The following is a 21,061-nucleotide window of genomic DNA, read 5'->3' on the forward strand; positions in this document are numbered from 1 at the left end:
ATCGTCTTCCTCAGGAGCCTGGCTAACGCAGAACTGCTGGCGTATCTTGCGCTCGGCGCTGCGGCCCGGAAAGATGATGAGTCATTGCTTCGACCCAAGGTTCACTTCTTCATCCGCGGCTTAGAGGAAATGGTTGTTGGGATTGGAGGCGATGCTGATGCCACGAGAGTCGAGCTCTACCCCTCAATCAAACATGGCAAAGACGCAAGGCCGCTCGCACGAGATAGTGCGCTATTTCCAGTGCTCGTCTGTCGTGAGTGCGGTCAGCACTACTTTGAACGGAAGTATGAGAACCTTGAGCTAAATCAGACAGGACGCCGAGTCGAATTGCTCAATGGCAATGCACAAGGTGATTTACTCCGCGGTGGAAATGCGTGGTGGGGGCCGACATCAGCTGATTCAGGCACAAAGTTAGTCATGACCAATCGCCTATTGGAAGAAGGCGACGAAGATGAAGAAAGCGCGGCAGATAGGAAACTCACCAAGGCGTATCTCTGTCGAGATTGTGGAGCGTTGCATACAAATCCGGGAGAAAAGTGCTTAGCTGAAGGCTGTGGTCATCTGGCTGCACTGCTCCCGACTTATTTGATAGGCGAGAAGGTCTCGAGTTGCCCGACCTGTCGTGCATTGTCCCGGAAGATTGGGGGCAGAACGCTCGAGCCAGTGAGGTCGGTGCGCGCTGTTACTGTGTCAGACGTTCACATTCTTGCACAGGAAATGATCAATGCGGCCCCGGAAGGTCACAGGAAGTTGGTTGTTTTTGCGGATAGTCGTCAGGATGCGGCTTTTCGAGCGGGCTGGATTCAAGATCATGGCCGACGCATCCGGTTGCGTCATATGATGTTGGAGGTGATACGCAAAGCTGATCAGCCACTTTCGTTTAATGATCTTACTGACAAGCTCCAAGGTAGCTTCCAACGTGACAAGAAACTCGCAGAAGCGCTGTTACCTGAAATGTTTGAGGAGGATGCAGCCATCATCTTCGAGCAACGAAACGAGTGGGTTCGCGTGGGCAAGGCACTTGGGTATATGGTGCTGCGTGAATTTACTTCCGGACTTCGTAAGCGAGAAGTATTGGAAGCTCTTGGCTTAGCGCGGCTCGAGTACAACGGCATCACGGCTGAAGATTCAGGTGTTTCCGCATGGGCAGCGATGGTGGGCATGGAACCCGAGGACGCTGTGCAAGGAATTTCGTCGTTGTTAGACAACTGGCGAAGAAGCCGAATGCTGTTCGTGCCGGATGACCCCATCTATTCGCGCTATCACCCGAAGGACAGTCCATATCTTCAAAGTGGAATTCTCCCATTGCGCGATTTTACGCCGACAGGGCTTGTCTTAAAACCCCTCGCGCAGAATCGAGCAAGGGCGAAGCGTTGGCGGAATCTCGTTAATGACAAAGGTTCCGGTGCGCTCCAAGTTCTTCTGCGAAAATGGACGCGAGGTCAAAGCAACATTGACGCCATGAAATGGGCAGAATTCCTTTGGGACATTCTTACAACGAATTTGAAGTTGCTTGAGAATGTCATTCTACTTGACTCCCGAGGTAAAACGCTCGCAGACGAAGTCTGGCAGCTCAACTCGGATTGCATTAAGGTAGTAGAACAGAGTGGGCGTTTCAGATGCAAGAAGTGTCAACGCGTTACATCACGACCATCTCCCCAAAACCTCTGCATGCAACGAAACTGTGATGGAACGGTCGTCCACGAAGAACCAAATTTTGAGGACTATAACGTCTCTATTATGGACCGTGCCTTTACCATGGTCAATGCGGAAGAACACACCGCTCAGGTTCCCGGAACGGTCAGGGCAAAGGTTGAGCAAGACTTCAAATCGGCAAAGGGTAGAACAAACTGCTTGGTTGCAACTCCCACACTTGGAGTTGGGAGTTGATATAGGCGCGCTAGACATGGTCTTACTCCGGAACGTGCCCCCACAATCAAGCAATTACTGGCAACGTGCCGGTCGTGCCGGACGTCAGGAGCGCATGGCTGTAATCAGCACTTATTGCAGGAGAGCCAATCACGATCGGTTCTTCTTTGAGGATCCCTTAAGGTTGCTTAGTGGTTCAATCGCTGCGCCGGCGTTCAATTTGCGAAATCCGGTCATGCTTGAAAAGCATATAAGGGCAACGATACTTACTGAATTGTTGCAATTGTCTCACGGCAATACCGAACAAGCAAGACACATTCAAACAGTGCTCAGTGTTTTGTTCCCGCCGTTCATTCGTGACTACTTGCTGGATTCCAACAACAGTTATAAGACAGATCCACAAACTACCGCGTCACTTGGTACTTTGCTTGACCAACAATGTACTACTTTGACGAAAAACGTTCTTTCCCACTTCGTGAAATTCTGACCAGACGAAACAAATGGGGTTGGTAGATAGGGGCGGATTAAGGCCGTGATACAGACACTCCGGACGAATTGTCATTAGTGATATCGAGGCTTCACAAGCGGCTAGACTGGGCGCTTGATACTCAGAAAGAGCTGCACCGCAAGAAAGAGACTAGGAAACTCGACCAAGAAGAGCGGCAGATGCTGCGGCGGTGCAACGACTTTATTGAGATATCACGAGTCGTGAACGATCGACTTATACGCTTGCCGTTCTGAGCACCGAAGGTTTCTTCCAGGGTATGGCATGTACGAGGGCGGGATCACGGCTTCAGCAGCATCAGGATTTTCTCAGAGGTCTGGTCCAGTCACGTTTGAATTGTCGAGGTCACAAGCCGTTGCGTTGGGAGAGTTTGTGCCCGGGAATAGGCTGTATGCAAATCGAGGAACCTTCTACGTTTCACGCTACCATCTAGGTGCAGGAACTGAAGGTCAAATTGAATTACTGTCAGTTGACCCAGAGCAGGGGTTTGTTGCTCGCGAAGGCGTTGCCTCAGCATATGGTCAAACGGGTTTCCAAACACTTTATGCAATGCCAATTGTTGACCTAGATATTGCGCATGAAGGTCGCATTACTGAGGACGAGGTCCTTCGCTTCTCAATGCCAGTTCTGATTGCGGGTCGTCTATTGAAACATCATCGAGGTGGCAAAGCATTCAAAATAGGTAAGTACGGAGACCCACATGTTGCGTGGCCAAGGAATACAGCTTGTGAATCTTGGCGAGGCAGGGCTTGCAAAGGCTAGTGGAGGCGCCACGAACTAGGGTTTCATATTTGTTCTGTATGTGGGGCAGCCAAAAGCCCTTACGTTGTACCTCTCGAGCGACAACATTTTGATGAACACCACAGGGAGCGTTGCGGCCGGGATCCTGTTCAATTAGGTCTATCTGCAAAGACAGACGTTGACATGCTATTGTTCCACAAAATCAGTAGCCTGCCAGAAGGTGTGAACATTGAGAGATACTAAGAACTGCCGCAGCTCGAATATTAGACATGGGGCACGATGACCTCAACTGATGCCAATACCTGGTTCAGATGGCACTCTAGACTACACTATTTATGACCCGATGCCAGGCGGTTCTGGGTTCTTGACCAAATGTTAAAACGTTGGCCGGAGTTAATAGAAGCAGCATATGATGTCGCCTCCTGCAAAGCCGCTTGCGAGCGTGCCTGTTACATTTGCCTTAAGACCTATCGAAACCAGTTTCAGCATGACCACCTTGATAGAAACTTAGCCCGTACCCTTCTTGTCGAACTGGGCCAAGCCCCAGAATTGCATCGCGACATTGAGCCGGTCCTTGATAAAGGAGACTCCGGAACTGGGTCACCAAGCAATCCCCCCTGGGATGAGCAGATCTCTGCATGGCGACCCTCAGCAACAAGTTCGTGACAATATCATTCGCCAAGCATTAGAACTCGACGGTTTCGCCGTAATTGTAATCCAAAGCAGAGATCTCAATGATCCGGAAATAATGAGATCGCACATGGCAACTTTGTCGGCCGCATTGTCAAAAGCCTAATGACAAGAACAGAGATTTTCGCGGATATGGGCGCAGGCGCACCTTACCAAACCATTGTAAATCCCCTCCCGCCTACCCCAGCGTCGCGCATCCGGGTAAAGAACTTGATTGATTATGATACTCGAGAACCTTCTTGCATCAATCGTTGGTGGCGCAGTAGTCTGGGGGTTTAGCGAATTGACACATCGCCGACGTTCCTCAGACGAACATCGCGCCGCTATCGGCAGGGTCCTATTTGACCTCGCTGAAGTGCGGCATGGGTTGACGTATGTCAGCGTAATGGGGGAGTTGTTTGACTCTATGGACGTTAATTTCCTCGCATGACCGAATGGCTGCAAAGTGACCATTGGCAAGATACTGCCGCCGATGCCAGACCTTCATCAGAGGCTTGATGAGGCGTTGCGCTTCGTGGCAGGTACCGATCCGGATCTTGCCTTTCGAATGCGGAGTAAGGACCAAGTCGAGTCAATACTTTCTCGCTGGCAAGCCGTGGTTGCTGAACACATAGATGACATTAGCGCATTACAAACGAATGAGCTACTCGAACCTCTAATTGTCAATTCAGCATGCGAGACGTTAGACGAAGCCATTCTTGAGCTCGCCAAGCGGCATGGCAAGTCCACGCTTTCCGACTTTGAAAAGCGTGTCAGCAAATGGAAGGATCGACCTGCACTGCTTGCAGAGGTAAAGAAGGAATTGGCTGAGAAGATCCCGCAGCTTGCTTATCTGCAGAATGAATAGGTGGATTCGAGGCGCTGGTTCGTTGATCTAACAGTAAGTAGTATGGCGCCGAGAACCTGACTTTCCAATCTCATTTGGTTATTTTCTTACTGTATTCGGGCCACAAGAAAGGTCCAATAAGGGTTATCTTGTGACAGGCGACCAACTATAAATCGGGAACATCACCCATGTCTATTAATACATCAGACGAGAAATGGAAGAACCACCTTTACAGGACTGGCTCACATATCGGTAGCTATGACGACGTTCCAGACAATCCCGATCAATTGCGTAAGCATATAGAGCCGTGGCTGTCTGCGGTTTTTCAAAGTGAGCATTTGTCACTACTTCTCGGAAATGGTTTTGGAATAGGGGTTTCCGGTGGCAAATTCATGGCTAGCATGGGTGTCTCCCGGGATTCGACGGGCCATTGGCCGAATTTGTCGAACAGGCCTCAAGTAGGTCAGCAAAATGCTCCGAACGTGGAGTGCCCAATTTTGAGGACAACTTACGCGTTGCAAATGAACTACTAAGAGGACTGGAGATTCTCGCCGATCCTCGCTCAACCGACCTGCAAACGCAAATTGGCACGAAGCTCCAGGTCTTCCTAAAATCGGTCTTGGAGTCTGAGCGCGACCTCCTCGCTGTCTTTGATAAAGGTGATCCTGAAGCGAACCTTCGACAAAATCTCCTCATATCTTTTCTTGTTGAGTTTTTGCAAGTCGAACACCATCTCGAGAGAGGCTAAATCTATTTACAACAAATTACGACCGACTTATCGAGTATGGTTGTGACCAAGCTGGGCTACGCATCATGGATCGATTTGTTGGGATGTTGTCACCAGTGTTTCGTGCCTCACGTATGAATCTAGACTTTCATTACAACCCTCCCGGCATTCGCGGCGAGCCACGGTATTTGGAAGGTGTGATAAGGCTGTTCAAATTGCATGGCTCAATTGATTGGCGCCAATTGCGGCGAGAAATAAGGCGTCAGTCACTGCCTTTTGGCGCGCCTGACAACCATCCTGCGATAACAATGGGTCCACCAGACGGGGTAATCATATATCCAAATGCTGCAAAGACATGGAGACATCCGAGTATCCATACGCTGAACTATTCCGCGACTTCGCGGCTGCTACGTGCCGACCTAACTCAGTGCTTGTCACTTATGGCTATGGTTTTGGCGATGACCACGTTAACCGCGTGATTCGGGATATGCTCACGATTCCTTCAACGCATGTGGTAATTATTTCGTATGACAATCCGGGGAAACGAGTTGAGTCGTTCTGCGACAAAGTGGGCCACAAAGCTCAGATATCACTCCTCATTGGTTCACACTTTGGTGAATTTCAAAGCCTTGTCGTAAACTACCTACCCAAGCCAGCGATTGATCTCATTTCTTCACGAAAAACCGAATTGCTACAGCGGCGCGGTGATGAACTACTGAGTACTCCTGACGACGCAACTGTAAAGCAAGGAGCTGGAGTCGGAGGCAATACAAATGCAAACACCAATTGAAAGTGCTGCTGCACTAACTATCGGAACGGTTGAATCCGTATCGCCATCCGAGATTTGGGTTCTACTCGATACTGATGCACCCCAAGCAACCGCTTTGAATGCGGGTACTCCAATCGGATTCCCACGGATCAATGGATACGTATTAATTCCAAACGAGACGGGTGCAGTTGTCGGAATGATTGTTTGGTTAGGCGTGGAGAGATCTGCTTTCCCAAAGCGACCTGGAATGAAAGACTTTGGTCTTATTGACTTGCCCTATCCGCCCGAAAACTGAAGCTCACACCACTTGGTACCTTGGTTCAAAGAATGGAGAAGGGAACCTACTCTTACAGGCTAGAGCGTGGTGTTTCTGCCTTTCCATCAGTTGGTGATCCTGCATCATTGCCTACCGAGACCCAACTTAGGAGCATTATTGAAGCACCCGATGTAGCTGATCAAAGAGTAACGATCGGAACTTCACCGTTGACCTCCAGCGCGCGGGTAACTGTTGACCCTAACAAGGTCTTTGGAAGACACCTAGCGGTTCTGGGTAATACTGGAAGCGGTAAATCATGTACGGTTGCTGGCCTTATTCGCTGGTCGCTGGCTGAAGCTAAGGAAGCGTGTGTGAAGAGCCAAAAGAACAATCAGGTTAACGCTCGATTCATAGTCCTTGATCCAAATGGTGAATATGGCTCGGCCTTTGATGATCTAACCTCTGTACGGCACTTCCGTGTACCTCCTTGTGAAGCCCCGTTCAAAGACCCAGTGCTACCTGCCTGGATGTGGAATAGCCATGAGTGGTGCGCTTTAACGCGTGCTGCGCCTGGAATTCAACGCCCGTTGTTACTGCAAGCACTTCGAGATATGCGAGCAGGAACGGAACTCAAAGAGAGTACTGAACGCCAATGTTGCCGATATCTTCGTTCTCACCAGTTTTCTCTCGAAAATCGAGTTGTTCGGGGACTTGATGGCTATGCGGCATTCCCAGAGAGCAACAATTGCGGCCTTCAGTTTGCAAATATTGCAGAAGACACCAAAGAGGTATGCAAGTGAATTCTCGGATGATCAGCACAAATCACTTCAAAACCTTGCTGAAACCGCCCAAAAGGTAGCGGACAGTCGACATTGGGAGAATCTGGCAAAGGGAACTGGAGGTTATAACGCCTTCAGCGAGTCTGATGTATTATCAGTCATTGAGTGCATTCGCAAGGCACTTGGAGGCATTCCCGTGAAATTGACAACTGAGCCGATAAGCGAGGATGCTCCTTTGCACTTCGATGTCAATCTCCTTCCCGACCACCTCGAACAAGTCGCGAATATCTCGCCGAGCTCGCAGGCCTCGCTGCTCATATCGACCCTTACTTTACGAATCCGCATGATGCTAGCAGATCGAGACTGGGACCAGTTGTTAACCCGGACGCTGCTGCAATTTGCTTCGAAGACTGGCTGAGGTGATTACATTGGGAATGATGGAGCATCAATGGGCAGCTGGTAGTTCTGGATCTATCGTTGCTGGTCTCAGCTGACGTGCTTCTGGGTTGTCGCCGTCATAGCACGTATCGTTTTTGAAGCAGTACAACGATATCGGCGAATTGAGCACATGGAACTACCCACGGTCCTCGTTTTAGAAGAAGCACATTCGTTCATTCAGAGAGGCAGTGAACAAGATGATGGAACACCAAATCCTACGCAGATGTGCCGACAGACATTCGAGCGCATTGCTCGTGAGGGACGCAAATTCGGCTTGGGTTTGGTCCTCTCGTCACAACGACCTTCAGAACTTTCTTCTACTGTACTCGCGCAATGCAACACCTTTCTGCTTCATCGTATCGTCAATGATCGCGACCAGGAGCTAGTAGGAAAACTCGTTCCTGACAATCTAGGCGGATTGTTAAAGGAACTCCCGAACCTGCCGTCCCGCCAAGCAATTCTCTTAGGTTGGGCAGCACAAGTGCCCGTACTCGTAGAGATCAATGAACTTCGAGAAGAGCATCGCCCAAAATCCGCCGATCCGAAATTCTGGGAAGTTTGGACAGGGAGTGAAGAGCGAACTATCGACTGGAAGAAAATCGTTAGTGACTGGACGGGAACAACGTAGTGTGCTAAAGAACGGAGTGACTGCCCTACTTCGGTTTTGGGCCACGCACTTGGCACAAAAGGTGAGGGGTTATTACAAGTAGAATGTTCGATAAGTCCAGTCAGACGGCCCGACAGCGTATCATGGTATCGATTCAATGTCGTTCCCCCCAATCTTGAAATTCCGATCCGAATCGTGTATATTGATTCGATTATCATCCGTTTTCCGCACGCTCTCGCTTCGACAAATGACGTAAAATCGTCTCGTCGTCGCGCCTGCCTTCCGTCAGCGCATTTGGCACAAAAGGATCAGTATTATTACGGTGTACTGGAGGGTAAAGGCCCGCTTGCCTGGATTAAAGAGATGATTCACCTTTGAAAGCGCTAGCTTTGTTGTTTACTGAACATAGTTTAGCAGGCCTTCCATGCAACTCAAAAGCCGCGAAGGCGACGAAGGCGTGAAGTATTGGTAAATCAATCGTATAACAGCGAATCAAGGTGCGACCCGCGATGACGACACACGTAATCCCGTTTTGTCACATTGCAAAATAGCGTAGGGCAGAAGTCTCTCCGACCCACGAATTCTGCATAATAAATTCCGACTTTGGCCATAATTGGCGGACTCATTTGTACTGGTCGTCACGAAGTGAACGCGTTCTGAGCAAACAGTCGAATAATCGATAGCCTCTAAAATACTCCTAATTGGGTCAGAATTAAGAACTCTGACCCAATTTTTTTATTCACTCATTGATAAACAATAACTTATAGATTCCAGCAATGTGGAGAAAATCGAGATATGCATCTGACATTCGTTGACCCACGGCAACGTTCGCGCTAAATTGTGGATGCGAAGCAGATTCCATCTAGCCGCACGTTTCCCTCCCAGTTCAAGAGTTATCAATTTTACAAGGAACGCCATGAAGACCCTGGTTTTCGTCTTGCTCACTTTTTGCAAGCTCTGTCTTTGCAATTCCCCAAATTGTCAATACCAAGGTCAGTTAACATTGTCGTCAGGAAGTCCACTGACAATCACAGTGGCAATGTCGTTCAGCATTTATACTGAATTTTCAGGTGGTGCTGCGGTATGGACCGAAGTCCATCCTGCGGTCGTGGTCACCGGTGGCCTATTCAATGTCAGCCTTGGATCGCTAACATCGCTTAACGATCTATTCGCCAACAATCGTTGGCTTGGAATCACTATCGGGTCGGATGCAGAAATGTTGCCGCGAGAGCAAATTAAGTCGGTTGCTCATTCTTATCGTGTTGGAACAGTGGATGGGGCAACGGGCGGTGTTATCACTGGGGATGTTCGTGGAACTGCAAAGGGAACCTTTGGTTCAGGAAGCATCGCTTCTGGTGTCGCTGCAACAGTCTCCGGGTGGTTCGGGCAACACTGCAAGTGGAGAATTAAGCACTGTTGGCGGTGGAGATGCCAATACCGCTTCAGGAACCTGGAGCACGGTTGGTGGTGGATACGAGAACACAGCCTCCGGTGAAATGTCCACGGTTTCTGGCGGCAATGTCAACTTCGCGCCATCAGACTACTCAACTGTTGGTGGTGGCGTAGGCAACAATTCATCGGCAGCCTATTCGACTGTAAGCGGCGGCGGCAATAACGAGGCAAACGGCGTGCATTCAACGGTGGGTGGCGGTACCAGCAATTTGGCCAACGATTACATTACGACCGTGTCCGGAGGACTTAACAACACGGCCAATGATTCCGGTAGCTTTGTAGGAGGCGGACAAGACAACGTCGCTATGAATTCTTTCGGTACAATCGGAGGGGGACGTAGCAATGCAACAGCAAGCTCCTATTCTACAGTTGGCGGCGGGCAAAACAACTCGGCATCGGACGACTATGCTTTTGTCGGCGGCGGACAAAATAATACTGCCGAAGCCACAGGCGCGTCCATTGTCGGCGGCGACAGCAACCAAGTCTGGTCCAGTCACGCTTTCATAGGCGGCGGACAAAAGAATTACGCCAATGCTTCTGGCGCTGTGATCGTTGGTGGCGCAAATAACATTGCGTTCGGTATTAACTCAACCGTGGGCGGTGGTAGCTTCAATAAAGTGCGCGGCGACTATTCCCTGATCGCAGGCGGCGGGGGAATACTGCATCCGACTCGAACAGCATTGATGCAATTTCTTACAATAGCATGATCGGAAACGGATCTCGAAACAAAGTACAAAACGCGCCTTACGGAGTAATCTCTGGAGGTAACAGTAACACTGTTTCAAACATGTTTTCTACAATCGGCGGTGGACTTAACAACGTTGCTAGTGGCAATACGTCTACTGTTGGCGGGGGAAACCTTAATCGGGCACGCGGCGACTATAGTGTCATCGCGGGAGGAGGAGGCGGCGGCAGGGCAGACTCAAATAGCGCCAGCAACACCAATTCCACTATCGGCGGCGGCAAAAGTAATGTAGCCAGCGCCATTGGTTCGACTGTTAGTGGCGGTACCCGAAACAGGTCCCGGGGTGACTACTCGGTTGTGAGTGGAGGTGGCGGTGCATCTTCAGCAGATTCCAACAGTGCCATCGGTGATTGGTCAACAGTGAGCGGTGGTCACAAGAATTTCTCTGGCGATCAGTTTGCGTCGGTTAGTGGAGGCGAGAATAACGCCGCAAGCGCGCTCGGTTCAACTGTGAGCGGCGGACGATTCAACCGTGCGAGCGGCGCATATTCAGTAGTTGCAGGCGGCGGAACCTCCTTGCTTGCCGATTCCAGCAGCGCCTCTGGTCTAAACTCTACGATCAGCGGCGGCCGAAAGCACTCGGCAAGCGGTAGTTACTCGGCAATTAGCGGTGGAAACGAAAACAACGCCAGCGGTACCTATTCATCCATAGGGGGCGGCGCCAGCAACATAGCAGATGGGATCGGCTCAACAGTCAGTGGAGGTCGCTTCAATCGTGCAAGTGGCCTATACTCCGTGATCGGCGGCGGCGGCGGTGCTTCAGAAGCCGACTCCAATATCGCCAGCAGTTCTTATGGTACAATCGGTGGTGGTAATCGAAACATTGCCAGCGATGTGGGCGGGACTGTAAGTGGCGGGGTTGGGAACATCACGCGTGGTGTCTACTCAACTATCGGGGGCGGCTACAGCAACGGCGCACACGATACAGCAAGTGTGGTTGGCGGTGGTTACAACAATTCCCTCTATGGAGATTATTCGGTGATCGCAGGCGGCCAGAATAATCACACAGTACACCATTATGCGACTATCGCGGGAGGCTACGGTAACGAGGTGATTGGCTACTACTGCACCATTTCGGGTGGCGGGGACAATACGGTCACTTACAGTTATGCCACAGTTTCTGGAGGGCGCTACAATGGAGCACACGGCAACCATGCCACGATAGGTGGTGGAACCTATAATTTCGCTCGCGCGAGCGGAGCAGTAATCGCTGGAGGTGGAACTGGCTCTGCCGCAGACTCAAATAGTACGGAGGGTGGTCAATCAACCATCAGTGGTGGATCAAGAAACTATATAGATAATGGCGGATTTGACGGGACAATTGGCGGTGGATATTTTAACCGTGTAAGCGGACAGAGGGGCACCGTAAGCGGTGGCTCGCAGAACATCGCAAGCGGAGAATTTGCTACCGTAGCTGGAGGAGTAGGCAATACGGCTTCAGGCAACTATTCAATATCAATCGGTGGCGCAAGCAACAGCGCAAGTGGAGACGCCGCTACCGTTTGCGGATTTACGAACTCTGTAAGCGGAGATTACGCGTTTGCGGCTGGAAAGAATGTGGATGTGGCAGGAACAGGTTCTGTAGCCCTGGGCGCCAACATTAGCTGCAGCGCCGACAGCTCGTTTGTCTTTTCCGACGGAAGCGGTCCACTGTTTAGCATAGGTGCAGAAAACACATTCAACGTTAAGGCTAATGGAGGAGGTAGGTTTTGGACGACAGCAGATCACGCTAGCAACATCGGGACGCGGCTCGCAGCAGGGGATCGTCATGGGTTGCTCTAAGCGATTCAACGAAGAAAACAAATCGAATACCTGTAGATTCAAAAGCAATTTTACAGAAGGTCGCCGCGCTTCCGATTGACCAGTGGAACTACAAGCATCAAGCGGATGGCCCTTTGCATATTGGGCCAATGGCTCAGGATTATTGGAACGCATTCCATCTCGGTGAAGACAGTTTAGGCATCGAAACCATTGACGCAGACGGCGTGCTGTTCGCGGCGGTGCAGGAATTGGCAAAACAGAACGCGGAGCTGAAGCAAACAAATGACAAGCAAACATCAGAGATTGCTGAACTCAAGCAGTTGGTAGAACAAATGACTCAACTTGGAAATAAGTAACAGGACGATTCGGAATTCCCATGAAAAGACTCTTACTCGTATTACTCCTTTCCGCGAACGCGATGGCGATCCCGAGGTTGGTGAACTATCAAGGTCAGTTGACCTCGCCGACCGGTACGCCGCTCGACACGACAGTTGCGATGACGTTTAACATCTGGCCAACTCCCACAGGTGGAGTTTCAGTATGGACAGAGACGCATCCGGCTGTGTCTGTGACTAACGGACTATTCAATGTTCAGCTTGGTTCCATCACCACTCTAACAGATCTTTTCTCAGTCAATCGTTGGCTCGGAATTGCAATACAAGATGACCCCGAAATGACTCCTCGTGAGCAACTGTTATCAGTTGTTCATGCATATCGTGTCGGAACGGTGGACGGCGCGAGTGGCGGAACGATAAGCGGGAATGTGAATATTTCTGGCAAAGCCAATATCGGTAGTGGAAACGTCAACAGTGGCAGTTTCGCTTTCGTTGCCGGGCAGAATGATACGGCAAGCGGCCCTTTTTCTACGGTTAGCGGCGGTTTTGGCAATGTGACGAGTGCCAATTCTGCAACTGTCGGCGGCGGTTTTGGCAATTCGGCGAGTGGCACTGATGCGACTGTTGGCGGCGGTAGTGGCAATACGGCGAGTGCCAATTCTGCAACGGCGAGTGGAGGGAGTGGCAACAGTGCCAGCGGCGTCGCGAGTTGCATTCCCGGAGGAGCGAACAATATTTGCTCCGGAGTAGGCTCGTTTACTTGTGGGAATAACGCCCATTCCATCGGGGACAGCAGCTTTGTTTTTAATGATGGCAGATACGGCGGGAACATCGGCGGCCAAGCGCGACGGTTTATTGTGATCGCGTCCGACGGCTCCTTTATCCATACGAATAGTACCGCCACGTTGGGTGCCCAGCTTCCCGCCAACGCCACAGCGTGGGTTGCCATCTGTGACTCGACTAAGAAGAATCGGTATGGGCAAGTCAACACAAGTGAAGTGTTGTCCAAACTTTCTCACATTCCCATTGAAACATGGAGCTACAAAGACGACCCCAACCATGTGAAGCATATCGGCCCGATGGCGCAGGATTTTTACTCGGCGTTTCATGTAGGCGAGAGCGACACCACGATTTCAACGCTTGATCCGGATGGCGTTGCGCTCGCCGCAATTCAGGAATTGGCGAAGCAGGTTAAGCAATTGCAAAGTGAGAACACTGAGCTAAGAAAACTGGTCGAGCAAACGATTAAATTGGGAAACAAATAGAGAGTGATAATGAAGATGATGAAATTCGCCATAGTGCTCTTCCTGTTTGCTGTGCAAGCCTTTGCAATCCCGCAAGTGATCAACTACCAAGGGCAGTTGACCTCGCAGACCGGAACACCTCTCGATACGACAGTGGCAATGACGTTCAATCTCTATCCGGTTGTATCCGGTGGAGCAGCGGGTTGGAGTGAGACACATCCGGCAGTTGTTGTAACAGACGGGCTTTTCAATGTGCGCTTAGGCTCCGTCATACCGTTACCGGATGTTTTCTCGGTGAACAGTTGGCTGAGTGTGACGATTGGCGCAGATACGGAAATGTCGCCGCGTGAGCAGATTGTGTCGGTCGGTCATGCCTACCGTGCGGGGACGGTGGACGGAGCGACGGGCGGAACGATCACCGGAAAGTTGAATGTTGGAAGCGGCAACACAAACAGCGGAAGTTTCGCCAATGTGCTGGGCGAGTCCAATAGCGTCAGCGGCAACTGGGGAGCGATATCAGGCGGAAGTAATAACATTTCGACGGAAGGATTCTACAATGTTATTGGCGGTGGAGCTGGAAACATCGTAGAGGCGGGTATCGTGACGATCAGTGGCGGATCCCTTAATCATGCCTTTCCCAATGCCTATAACGCTGTCATAGCGGGCGGAGAAGGCAATTACGTCAATGGGATCTTTGGCGTCATCGGGGGCGGGAATTACAACAACGTCATAAGCGACAGTGCGGCAACGATCGCTGGTGGATTTTTTAATAGAGTGAGCGCGAACTATTCGGCCATCGGTGGAGACGCATACAATATTGCCAGTGGTCAAGGATCCGTCGTGAGTGGGGGTGTGCAGGATTCCGCGTCTGGTTCGTATAGTACTGTTGGCGGTGGTCAAGGCAATAGCGCAAACTTCGTTGCAAGTACTATTGGCGGAGGACGGTATAACACCGCAAGTTCGAACGCTACGGTCAGCGGCGGTGTAGGAAATGCGGCGAGTGGAAACACGTCAACAGTCGGAGGCGGAGGAGGGAATACCGCAAATGGCAATTCCGCAACTGCCAGTGGCGGTGAAGGGAACATGGCGAGTGGCGATTATGCAATTGTCGGCGGTGGTCATGACAATGTTGCTTCAGGCATCAGCACAACAATTGACGGCGGCGAATTTAATACTGCGAGTGGTAATTATGCTACGGTCGGCGGCGGTGCAGGAAATTCGGCGAGTGGATACAATTCAACAATCGGAGGCGGTAGTATAAATTCAGCAAGTAACTTTTTTTGCAACTGTCGGCGGCGGAATTGGCAATAGCGCGAGCGGTATCGGGAGTTGCATTCCCGGAGGACGAAACAATTCCTGCTCCGGTGAGGGCTCATTTACCTGTGGGAATTATGCGCATTCCGTTGGTGACAGTAGCTTTGTTTTTAATGATGGCAGATATGGCGGCAATATTGGCGGCCAAGCACGGAGGTTTATCGTGGTTGCGTCCAACGGTACTTTTATTCACACGAACAGTACCGCTACTCTGGGAGCACAGCTTCCCGCCAATTCGACTGCATGGGAAGCCATCTGCGACTCGACTAAGAAGGAACGATATGGACAAGTCAACACCAGGGATGTTTTGTCCAAACTAACGATGATTCCGATTGAAACATGGAGCTACAAAGATGACCCCAATCACATCAAGCATATCGGCCCGATGGCGCAGGACTTTTATGCAGCGTTTCATGTAGGCGAAAGTGACACCACGATCTCCACGCTTGATCCCGATGGCGTGGCACTGGCGGCGATTCAGGAATTGGCCAAGCAGAATGAACAGAAAGACACAAAGATCACCGAACTCGAAGCGCGAGTGAAACAGCTTGAGGCAGCGATCTTACAATTTGGGAATCTGACACAAACAGATAAACAGTAAGGAGTCCACCCATGAACAAAGCACTCGTCCTACTCTTCTTGCCCGCACTCTTGTGGGCACAGTCTCAGAGCGAGAATTTCACCCTAACAAAGTCCGTCATTGACGCAGGCGGCGGCGCGTCGAGTTCTACGAATTTCAACCTCGTTTCTGCGTTCGGTCAACCGACGCCAGTCGGTGTGCAGTCAAGCGAAAGTTTCACACTGTACGCGGGCTTCTTGACGCCGTTGCTTTCCGTTTCACCGCTGTCACCAATTCAACGCCTGGTAATTAAGGAAGCGCAACCGGACGCGGTACTTAACTGGGAAGCCATCGCCGGTGCGGGAAGCTACTCTGTATATCGTAATACTGCGATCAACTTCACGCCAGGACCCGGAAACCTAGTCGGCACAACAACGAATACTACATTTACGGACACAAACGTTTTGGCGGGTCCCGCTGTTCAGCAGTATTACATCGTCATCGTGAATAACCCATGACACGATCAATCAGACCCCTTGCGGCGTCGCAACCATTGTGGTCCTGTCCTTGGCATTCACTTGGTTTCATTTGGAAGCGCGTGAAATCGCAAATCAGGTTGCACTTGACTTCATTCGATTTCGTTGGCGCGTTAAATCAATGATTTAACAGCAGATACATGTTGGGACTGTCACGCCGGAGGTCGCGGGTTCGAGTCCCGTCGGCCCCGCTAAAAAACAAGGGTTTACCAGAAATGGTAAACCCTTTTCGTTTTACCCCTAAATCAGATCAATCTGATCATAAAATCATATAAAACAATTACTCGTAAAATTGTTCGAGATTTCGCTCGCTATTCTAACAGAAGCAACGTATATTAGTCATATGACTAATTCAATTGACCAATACAATTGACTAATTAGTCTCAAATACAAGCCAAGAATCAATTTCTACTCCCGGAGTCGCTTGAACCATGACTGCAATGAAGAAAAAGCCCACGGTGGCCAAAGGTGCCCCGAAGACAAAAAGTTCTTTCGTTCTCGTAAACCGGACGCCCGGTGCCAGAATTCCGCAGCTTGAGACGATTTTGCCACCGGACCCAGCCACAACAAAGGGACAACTTTTCATTGCGGCAACCCGTCTATTCTCGGAATTCGGATTCAAGGGAACAAACACGCGGGCGATCGCCAGCGCGGCGGGGGTCCGCCAAGTCATGCTGAACTACTATTTCGGCAGCAAAGAACAGCTATACGAACAAGTCTTGCGCTATGAGGGCACAACGATGCTCAGTGTCATTTTTGGCTCGGCAACCAATAACAAGTCACCCGAAGAGATGTTGATCGACTCGCCGATTCGCCTAATGACCGTATTGCACGACAATCCGCAGTGGGCAGCGCTCTTAAGACGCGAAATCGCCGATGGTGCCGTGCACTTGCGCCGGGCATTGATCGGGGTTGCCGAACACGGACCGCTGGGTGCCAATCTGCACTTTCACGACGCCTATAAGGCCGCAGTCAGTAGCGGCAAAGCAGTCGATTTGCCCATCGAGGCTGTCCGCGAGTGCCTCTTGGCGATCGGTTACAGCGCAATCTACCTTGCCCCGCTAATCTCAATGATCAATGAACGCGACTTTCATGACGAAACGGTTTGGGAAGAATGGAAGCTGACGCTCAGCACCATCCTCAAACGCGGATTGCTCATTGTCGATGAGTCTCACGTCAAATCTCCGAACGTTGCGGGTGACAATAAGGATGGGACTCACATCAACCCGAAAATTCAGTCATGACCGGCGGGGCAAGTATCATTGTTGTCGTCTTACTATTGGCCGCCGTTGTGCTTCTTTTGCTTTGGGTGTCGGGATCCAAGCGACCTTGTCCCCATTGCCGCGCGATGATGCCCAAGTTAAATGTACTATGCCCGCACTGCCGACGACAAGTGCCGATCGCGCACTGAAAAATAGAGTCTCGGAAACGAGACAGTCACCCGCGGGTTCACCGCGACACGAGCGAAAGCTCACCAGGAGACACCCATGAAAAAGAAACTTTGGACACTGGTCCTGCTCACATTGTTCGCCGGCAATGCGTTTGCCGTTGGGACCGTGATGCAGCTACAGCAGACGATCCCGCGCAACTACTACGCGCAGTATGCGCCGGCGCAGGCACCAACGACGCCAGAATCCGTGCCTTCGGCCGAAGAACAGGCCGTCGCGCAACGCAAGGATTTTGTGGACCGGCTCACAGAACTGCGCGACCGGGAATCAAGCCTTGACAAACAGTCCATTCAGTTGATCCAGGACAATTCCGCGTTGGCGAGCCAACTGGAACAGAACAACCTTGAACGCAAGCGAGTCAAAGTTGACCAGAAGGACGTCAAGCGCAACATCAAGGAGCTGGAGCGCGAGAAGAACATTTTCGACAAGAAAGATAAGCTGCGCAAGAAGATAGACAAACTCATGTATAGCAACTGATCATGACAGCCCCTAATGTCACCGTTGTCGTTCCGCTTACGGTCGGCAAGCGAACGGAAGCAGCTCACCAGAAGCCCCGGGAATATGGATTCCTATTGGTGCTCGCCGCGATGGCCCTCGTCATGTGGCTTTTCAGTCGATTCTTCAGTTGGGGCCGGACGACCAAACCCGTGCTTAGCAAGAAAGCTGAGAAACTTTTGAACGAAATTGAAACTCTCGAAATCCTGCAGGAACAAGCGAGACTTGACCTCCGGAGAGTTCGACTCGAACAAAAGACACTACAGGCCGAAGAAGAAAATGAACGGCAAGCCAACGCTGAGCCGCCCGCGGCAACCGAAAGCCCACGGTCAAACAACGGCCACGTCCCAAGGCCACAATGATGACTGATTGGAGCTTACGCAGGATCGTGTTCGGCTGGCTAATTCGACCGGCGCGCTCGTACTGGCAGCTTGGCTCGTCATTACCGCCGCGTCCCGGTATTGGAATAAGTAGATAATCGTGTCGTCAGTTGCTCGCGATCTGGCCACACAAGCAAACGAGGATAAAATGGAAAAACTCACGTTCAGTGGGACATGGCTTGAAGTCACAGGAAAACTCAAGCAGAAGTTCGGCCACCTGACCGACAACGATCTGATGTTCATGGAAGGCAAGGAAGAGGAACTCTTGGGGCGGCTCCAAACGAAACTCGGACGAACTAAGGCGCAATTGCGCGAAATCATTAAGAAGATTTAGCGACTCCACGGGACCCGGATGGACGGTCCATGGTAAGCAGATCGGGCAACTAGAAGAAAGACTCACAGATGAAAAAGCACTTTAAGGTCGTAGTGTTAGCGGTTGCGGTGGCTTCAATAGCAACGATTGTCGGCTGTTCGCAGACGTCCGAGCAGAAGCTCGCCGACGCCAAGGCCGAAGTTGTGGACCTCAAGAAGGATGTGAAAGTCGCCGTCGCAGAACAGACAGAAGCTGCCAAGCAGGTTGAGTGGCTCAGCTTCAAGAGCAACGCGGAAGTGAAGATCATGGCGAACGACAAAGCCATCGCGGATTACAAAGCTCGCATGTCAGGTGCGAATGGCAAACGTCGCGCCGAATACGACAAGAAGATCGACGCGCTGGAACTCAAGAACAAGGAGTTGAAGGCGAGGCTCGTGAACTATCCCGAAACCGGGAAAAGCTCATGGGAACAATTCAAGAACGAGTTCAGCCACGACATGGATGAACTGGGTTCGGCACTTAAGGACTTCGCAGTCAACAACGAGAAGTAACGCATTGCCGTGCGAGTCGTGAGTCGTGTGTTACCAAGCATACACTCACGGCGGCGCACCGGTGGATTGTCGGAGACACAAAGGAGAAGTCGGAGATTTCGATGAACGACGAGCAACGGATAACTGACGCTGCAAATCAAGCACAAACGTCTGCCGCTCTGAAACTCGCGGCGCTTGCAGAGTCGACATCGGATGCCATTATCGGTCTTGCCGTGGACGGCACAATCGATAGTTGGAATATCGGCGCAGAAGCACTCTACGGATACACTACTGCTGAAGCCATTGGCCGAAACATATCAATGCTGGCGCCCAAAGGCGCCGAGGACGAATTTCCTGCCAAGATACTGCGGATCAAAGCCGGCGAGCGACTTCTGAATTTTGAAACGACACAGATCCGGAAATACGGGCAGACCCAAGTAGTCGCGTTAACGATGTCGCCCCTGCTGGATGAGTATGGAACCATTTCAGGAGTTGCGACAATCGCACGAGACATCACGTCCCAGAAACGCACGGATGACGCACTGCGCGCCCTCTCCAATATGGAAGCTACAACCCTGCTAGCCGGCGGAGTGGCCCACGATCTGAATAACCTGATGGCCGCGGTGTTAGGGCATGCGGAGCTGCTCGCGATGGAATTCCGCGATCGTCCCGCGGCGATGGGCAGCGTTGATGTTATCCTTGGTTCCGCGCAGCTCGCGGGACGGTTGGCGCAAGAGCTGCTCGCCTTCGCCCAAGGAGGCCGTTACGAATCAGCCGTTGTCAACATGAATAACATTGTCCAACAGGTTCTCGGGCTCCAGATAGCGCACGTTCCTCAAGGCGTTACTATTAAACAGGAACTGGCGGCCGATCTGAACAGCGTAGTGGCGGATCCAACGCAGATGGCGCATGCCTTGCACAATCTAATCAAGAACGCTATCGAAGCGGTCGACGGACAGGGGCGCATCTTAATCAAGACGTGCAACGCTGTTCTGACTGAGCAAACGGTCGCGGAACATGGCGGACTTAGGCCAGGACAACATGTCGTGGTCACAGTATCCGATAGCGGTCATGGCATGTCCGAAGATGTGATCGCGAACGCCTTTAAGCCGTTTTACTCGACTAAGGGTCTAGGGCGCGGCCTCGGATTAGCTGCAGTTTACGGCATTTCGAAGAATCACGGCGGTCATGTCACGGCATCCAGTCCACCGGGCAAAGGCGCCGTTGTCACAATCTACTTGCCCTCGACTACTCGTGAATCCATCGAGATCCCTGTAGTACCAAGTGGTGAGTTGCGCGGAAGTGAGACAATTCTTGTCGTAGATGATGAGGCGCAGTTGCTGATGCTTAACCGCCGCATACTGGAGGCCAACGGCTATCATGTGTTGACGGCGCGAGACGGAGCGGAAGCCCTGCGCGTGTCCGAAGAGTTCGCTGGCGACATTCACCTTGTCGTACTGGACATGGCAATGCCGGTTATGGACGGCGCGAAGGCGTTTGCGCTGCTCAAGCAAGCCAGACCGGATTGCAAAGTCATTATCAGCAGCGGGTACGACTTGAACGACAAAGTACGGTCCCTGCTCGTGGCCGGCGCAGACGCGTTCTTGCAGAAACCTTTTCGTCTTACAGACTTGACATCGGAAGTAAGGCGGCTGCTCAATAGCCAACAAGCGGATGAATCGTAACCTGTCTTTGAACTGCGGCGAGTAGAGAACTTGTCAATTTCACTACACTGAGAGAAA

16 protein-coding genes and 1 pseudogene are annotated in these 21,061 nt (G+C 51.3%); all 17 read left to right on the plus strand.

Features of this window, described 5'->3' with window-relative positions:
- Positions 1–84 precede the first annotated feature (84 nt).
- Entirely contained in the window at positions 85–1,890 is a 1,806-nt protein-coding gene (locus IPH10_10430) for a hypothetical protein (GenBank protein ID MBK6911325.1), read from the plus strand.
- Positions 1,891–1,906: 16 nt separating this feature from the next.
- Positions 1,907–2,356 (plus strand): hypothetical protein, encoded by a 450-nt coding sequence (locus IPH10_10435; protein ID MBK6911326.1) that lies wholly within the window; start codon positions 1,907–1,909, stop codon positions 2,354–2,356.
- A gap of 1,894 nt (positions 2,357–4,250) precedes the next feature.
- Entirely contained in the window at positions 4,251–4,652 is a 402-nt protein-coding gene (locus tag IPH10_10440) for a hypothetical protein (GenBank protein ID MBK6911327.1), read from the plus strand.
- Between the two features lie 1,133 nt (positions 4,653–5,785).
- The gene (locus tag IPH10_10445; protein ID MBK6911328.1) at positions 5,786–6,148 is read left to right on the plus strand and encodes a hypothetical protein; all 363 of its coding nucleotides are present in this window, start codon (positions 5,786–5,788) and stop codon (positions 6,146–6,148) included.
- Positions 6,132–8,228: pseudogene (locus tag IPH10_10450) on the plus strand (DUF87 domain-containing protein). Before IPH10_10445 ends, IPH10_10450 begins: the two are co-directional and overlap by 17 nt.
- 1,166 nt (positions 8,229–9,394) lie before the next feature.
- A complete protein-coding gene (locus IPH10_10455; protein MBK6911329.1) occupies positions 9,395–10,366 on the plus strand; it encodes a hypothetical protein in 972 nt (323 codons plus the stop codon).
- Positions 10,363–12,186 carry a hypothetical protein gene (locus IPH10_10460; protein ID MBK6911330.1) on the plus strand — a complete coding sequence of 608 codons (1,824 nt, stop codon included), beginning with the start codon at positions 10,363–10,365 and terminating at the stop codon, positions 12,184–12,186. The genes IPH10_10455 and IPH10_10460 overlap by 4 nt, the downstream gene beginning before the upstream one ends.
- Before the next feature lie 26 nt (positions 12,187–12,212).
- On the plus strand, positions 12,213–12,521 hold the full coding sequence (locus IPH10_10465; protein ID MBK6911331.1) for a hypothetical protein: 309 nt from the start codon (positions 12,213–12,215) through the stop codon (positions 12,519–12,521).
- 20 nt (positions 12,522–12,541) lie between these two features.
- The gene (locus IPH10_10470) at positions 12,542–13,765 is read left to right on the plus strand and encodes a hypothetical protein (GenBank protein MBK6911332.1); all 1,224 of its coding nucleotides are present in this window, start codon (positions 12,542–12,544) and stop codon (positions 13,763–13,765) included.
- Between the two features lie 9 nt (positions 13,766–13,774).
- A complete protein-coding gene (locus IPH10_10475) occupies positions 13,775–15,055 on the plus strand; it encodes a hypothetical protein (GenBank protein MBK6911333.1) in 1,281 nt (426 codons plus the stop codon).
- Between the two features lie 166 nt (positions 15,056–15,221).
- The gene (locus tag IPH10_10480) at positions 15,222–15,659 is read left to right on the plus strand and encodes a tail fiber domain-containing protein (protein MBK6911334.1); all 438 of its coding nucleotides are present in this window, start codon (positions 15,222–15,224) and stop codon (positions 15,657–15,659) included.
- An 11-nt stretch (positions 15,660–15,670) separates the two neighbouring features.
- Positions 15,671–16,135, plus strand: coding sequence for a hypothetical protein (locus IPH10_10485; protein ID MBK6911335.1), 465 nt, complete (start codon positions 15,671–15,673; stop codon positions 16,133–16,135).
- Positions 16,136–16,584: 449 nt separating this feature from the next.
- Positions 16,585–17,397 (plus strand): TetR/AcrR family transcriptional regulator, encoded by an 813-nt coding sequence (locus tag IPH10_10490; GenBank protein ID MBK6911336.1) that lies wholly within the window; start codon positions 16,585–16,587, stop codon positions 17,395–17,397.
- Positions 17,398–17,640: 243 nt separating this feature from the next.
- Positions 17,641–18,078, plus strand: coding sequence for a hypothetical protein (locus IPH10_10495; GenBank protein ID MBK6911337.1), 438 nt, complete (start codon positions 17,641–17,643; stop codon positions 18,076–18,078).
- 546 nt (positions 18,079–18,624) lie between these two features.
- On the plus strand, positions 18,625–18,810 hold the full coding sequence (locus IPH10_10500; protein ID MBK6911338.1) for a CsbD family protein: 186 nt from the start codon (positions 18,625–18,627) through the stop codon (positions 18,808–18,810).
- 68 nt (positions 18,811–18,878) lie between these two features.
- Positions 18,879–19,340 carry a hypothetical protein gene (locus IPH10_10505; GenBank protein MBK6911339.1) on the plus strand — a complete coding sequence of 154 codons (462 nt, stop codon included), beginning with the start codon at positions 18,879–18,881 and terminating at the stop codon, positions 19,338–19,340.
- Between the two features lie 101 nt (positions 19,341–19,441).
- Positions 19,442–21,004, plus strand: a complete 1,563-nt coding sequence (locus tag IPH10_10510; protein MBK6911340.1) for a PAS domain S-box protein — start codon at positions 19,442–19,444, stop codon at positions 21,002–21,004.
- Positions 21,005–21,061: the final 57 nt, after the last annotated feature.

It is taken from the genome of bacterium, assembly GCA_016702305.1.
GTDB lineage: Bacteria > Electryoneota > RPQS01 > RPQS01 > RPQS01 > JABWCQ01.